This is a genomic window from uncultured Coprobacter sp. (assembly GCF_947855755.1).
GTDB lineage: Bacteria > Bacteroidota > Bacteroidia > Bacteroidales > Coprobacteraceae > Coprobacter.
In genome coordinates, this window is sequence record NZ_CANUAR010000053.1 from 1 (window position 1) to 4,855 (window position 4,855).

At 42.5% G+C, this 4,855-nt stretch carries 2 protein-coding genes; both read right to left on the reverse strand.

The features are described 5' to 3' along the window. Positions 1-245: 245 nt before the first annotated feature. The gene (locus Q0093_RS14680; protein ID WP_297931974.1) at positions 246-2,558 is read right to left on the reverse strand and encodes a DUF262 domain-containing protein; all 2,313 of its coding nucleotides are present in this window, start codon (positions 2,556-2,558) and stop codon (positions 246-248) included. Between the two features lie 4 nt (positions 2,559-2,562). Continuing rightward, positions 2,563-4,449 (reverse strand): DUF262 domain-containing protein, encoded by a 1,887-nt coding sequence (locus tag Q0093_RS14685; RefSeq protein WP_297931976.1) that lies wholly within the window; start codon positions 4,447-4,449, stop codon positions 2,563-2,565. Between the last annotated feature and the right edge of the window lie 406 nt (positions 4,450-4,855).

The following is a 4,855-nucleotide window of genomic DNA, read 5'->3' on the forward strand; positions in this document are numbered from 1 at the left end:
AAAATCATAAACCCTGAACAACGGCAAAAGGCGGAGTCCATTCGGGCTCCGCCTTGTTGCTATTTAGCTTGATTTCACCTGCTAATGGAGCAAAAAGTTCGTCTACGTATTTTCTTATGTTTACCTACCCAAACCTTTATTTTGAGTGGAAATTTTATAGCCATCAACAATTAAGTGAACAACGTAAAGCACGGTACAATTTTTGTCATATCGAATCCGTGTCAAAGCCGTATTCATCATTAAAATTAAAGACTATTCAGAAATTTTGCCATCGCCTCAATACTGTCCCTTCCGCTACAATTCAGTTCACCGCTCAATCCAGACGGGGCGATTGTAAGGTCTTCTGTCAACGAAAGCGGCTTATTCCCTTTGAAGTCAATAAACCAATTCCCGTTTTTGTTGATACGTATTGTCCACCCGTTTGACAATATGCAGGGGTGAGCGTACTCAATATGAACGCCGGTATATCCCAACGGTGCGCTTACCATTATCCGATTGTTCAGCTTATTGGCCAATGCCTGATAAAAGGGTTGATAGTGCTCTTTGTTGAAATCGTTGTCGTCGCTCAGGCATTGTATATCATAGACATTATCGTCGTCTATTCCGCCGTAATTTTTTCTTCTGAGCACGGACAGCGTGGTACCCGTCTTGGTGTAGAAAAACTCTTCATACTTGACTATGTACCACTTAATGTTATCGCAATCGGAAAAATCTCTGAGGGCTATCCGCTCTGCCAGCAGCGCGTCTATGGCTGCGAGCACAGTCTGGCCGCCTTTAAGTTTCGCGCTCAGGGCCTTGACAAAGCTCTTTACGCAGTCGGCCGCATCCGCATAAATTTTGTTTCCGTTTACAGTAAGAATTCTGTCGCCGAACTCAAGTGTATCGGTGTCGTCGATCTTGATCGCAAGCTTATGCATATACGCAGTCGCCTGATCTGTACTACTGTTATAATACAACTGTTTATGCCCCGACTTGATAAGCGTTTGATCGATCAACAGATCGGAGAATTTTCCATACTCGTTCTTTGCATAACTGTAGATAACTCTAAGCGCCTTATTTATTAGATCTTCATCGCCTGCAATTGTATTCAGCTGAGCGGCGGTCAAGTACAGTACTCCGTCGAAGAAGTAGTTTGAGATATTTGTCTTTAAGAACGGCAGCTTTTCAAGTTCTACAATATCTTTCAGGGGCTTATATGCCAGCTTTTCTCTTTCATAATCCAATTCAACAAAAGTAGATTTTGATACGTAATCGTTGAATGAAAACTTTCTGTCGTATGCATCAATGACATCTTTCAAAAAGGCGATCGTCCTGCCGATATTTTTGCTATCTATGATGGAGGAATAAAAACGCTTTTCAGGCCGGATATTTGGCTGCCTTGATGAGAACACATAATTTTCAAGTATGCGCTTGAACTCAAAGAAATTGTCGTCCGCAGACATGCCGTCGGCGTATGCAAACCAGTGCAGAATGCCGAACACCATTGCCTTCTTGTAGCCCGTAATTTTCCCCTGTACAACAGAAGAGACATTTTTGACAAATAAATTGGTGTCGCTGACATATTTTTCCCAGACGCTAAAGTTGGACAATAGGTTGCAAACGACGGTAAGGGCGGCGGCATTGTCTTTGATAAAGGCTATTACGTCGCTGTAGTTGACCATTGACTCGTCACTCTCCCACAAATCGTTATACTCACTTTTCAAATTTTTTGCCAGTATGAGCATCTTTACATAGAAGAGTATCGTCCTGAACAAATTTCTCTCGGACAGGCCCGCACCGAACTTCACCCAGTATGCGTCCAGATAGGCGTTGTCTATCTCGTTTTTCCAGATATCGCCTGCCTTATCCCCCTTCTTTTCGATCATCGACTCTAGGTCAGACTTGAACACGTCAAATCTCGACAACCTCTTTCCGCGAGCATTCATTTTGACAAACAAGTCATCCGTCAGCCCGAAATGCTCTAAAGAGAGGCACCAGAAGCCTATGTTTTTCAATCTTCCCCACAGTTCGCCCCACAATTTCACGTCCGTGCTTTTAAACTTGGCGTGAATGGCATCCAGCACGGTAAGCATAGATAGGACTGTCGGATCGTAGTTGTATGCGCCGTGATATTTAGAAGAATCCTTAATCTGATCGGATATACTATCCCTGTCAAACTCGACGTCAATATCTATCAGCGATCTGCAAAATTCCTTAGAAGTATCTCGAATTTCATATGTAAATTTTTTCAACTGATTAAATTCAGCGGCATTTGTTCTGTCTATCCCCTCCCTCTTGCCGATATACCAATGTAGCAGAAAAAGAGTTGTCAACCGCTGTTGCCCGTCAATGGGATAGAATATGCTTAAATCCTTGGTACCGTATATGTAATCCAACAAAATGCATTTATCGTCTGTCAGGGCATTGTATAACGTTTCGATGATGCCCGTGCGCACCTCTTCGCAGAGGTCCTTATTGCTGCCCTTATCCCTGCCCTGCGCATAGTCGCGTTGTATGGTGGGTACGGCAAACTGGTCAATCGAACTCAATAACTTCAACAAGTAACTCTTCTCTGCCATCTTATTACACCTTTATAAAGTCCTTCAGCATTTCTCTCTGGCGGTTGAACATATCGTTAAAATCGCTCTTTCTCCACCTGGTAAAATCCAGCGCATATTCTTGCGGCGAATACATCTTCAAGAACGCCTTGCGCGTCGAATGGGGTATGTTCTTGCTGCTATCCTTCAGCCACTTGTTTATCTGCTCCCGCTTCTGATAGAAGGGCTTGTTGCTCAGGCTGGAGTTGTCATTCTTTGATATCAGTGCCAAGTTGCCAAGCTTGTGCATATCGTACTCGTCAAACCCGTCAATTTGCTTGTCTATCAGCTCGGCAACCGATTTAAAGTCGCCCTCGGCAATATCAATATCCTTCGGCTGTTTAAGCAATTTGTTAATCTCGGGCAAGATGCCGTCTATCGCATTTTTGAGCTCTTCGTTCCCGGTTGCACCCTTTAATTCCGTCAGCGAGTCCTTCTCCTGCTGAAGATATGCTCTTCTGTCTTTAGCCTGCGTAATTTCAGAATGCTGAGCCTTTATATGTTCAATACTCCATACGTCATTATTCACGCTGAAATTAAACTTTTCGTGAATTTCGTTGAGCTCTTCGATGTTGAACAGCATCAAAAGCTTTTCGACGGCCTCCCGATTTTCCTCGTAATTGATGTCGTCCATCGTAAATCTGTCGAACATTTTCTTGATGGCCGCCTTAAGACCATCGACGAACTGCGTCTTGCTCAACTTCTCGTACTTTGAAATTAGGTCTATAATTATCTTTATTCTTGCACCCGCACCCTTTTGGACGCCGTAGGTCAGCACAAAGCCTATGTAATTGTGCAGTTCATAGTAGTTGTACCAATCCTGTATTGTTCTGAACGTCGTCTTTAAATCCTCGAAAACACCCTCTATATACTCCGTCTTATTGGTTGCTTTGGCAAGCTTTTTTTCAAAATAGGAAAAATATTTGTAATCCGCATCATCCTGATAATCAGGATCGCTCTTTTTTACGATAAGCCTGATGATAAAGTCGATATTCGTCGGAATTTCGATGTTGCCGCCGCCCGTTATGAACGACCACATTCCGTCGTCACTGAGAGCCTTTTGAATTTCATCCCACAACCTGGCATATCTGTCCTGCTCCTGCTTGACGATTTTGGCGTTTACAGACCACATGCTTGCATAGTTTTTGGAGTTTAACAGCATTGCCTTTACCAGCTCTGCATCGGTAAGAGGGATTTTGCCATGGTTGATATTTTTGAAAATGCTATAACAGTCCGCGTTGGAGTCGAGCTCGTACCAGATGACATGCGTATCATCGCATAAGATTGTCTCCATAACAGACTTCAAGTTATTCTTTTTGGTAATATTCTTATATTCGACAAACCATTTGGATATCGACTTAAACGTCTCCAGAAAATAATGCGCGTCTGCGCAATTGGCAGATATCGTAGCAGGGTTAAATCTATCATCCATAGAATTTAACAGGGCATGTCTGACATTTTTCCTGTCCTTATCCCTTTCAAATTCTATAGAATAGGGCTCGGCATCTCTCAAAATATATTTAAGCAGAATGAACACCGTGATCATTCGCTGCTGGCCGTCGACTATCTCGTAATAGTCGGTGTCGCTATCGATGCTATAATTGTTGCCCAGCTTTTTGCGGACATCATCGCCTGTAAGTTTTTTTACGACTATGGGCTGCAGGCAGTAAAATTCGCCCACTAGCTTGTTACCGCCGGTTTTTTGCGTCCCGAATTCATACAGATCGGTCAAAAGCCTTTCAACCTGACTGTCGGTCCAACGGTATCCTCTCTGATAGGACGGAACAACAAAACATAGTTTCTGGTCATTGAACCCGTTTATCAATTGGTTGATTGAAGCACTGAATAAATTGTTGGCTGAGTTTTCGCTCATATTCCGATACGACTCCCTTTGTTGCAAATTATTTTGCAAACAACCTTTGAGAATAGGCTATTTTGTAAACATTATATCACATTATGATAAATATAACAATAAATACCATAAATTATCCGATAGATTTTATGTAAAGCTTGGTTAAACAGACTGCCTTACTCTTCTACAATGCGATGCTTTGCCGATAAATCCCCGCTTGCATAGTGTCAGCAAAATATACTCACAGACAAAATCAAACTCAATTGTGAGTTTTCTTGTTATACAGTAAAGGCGGAGTCCACAGGGGCTTCGCCTTTTTACTTTTTATATAGTTCGTCGGATAATAAAAATAATCCGAACGTCTTACGAATTACGAAGAAGTTCGAATTATTCCAAATTGGCTGGGGTAGCTGGATTCGAACCAACG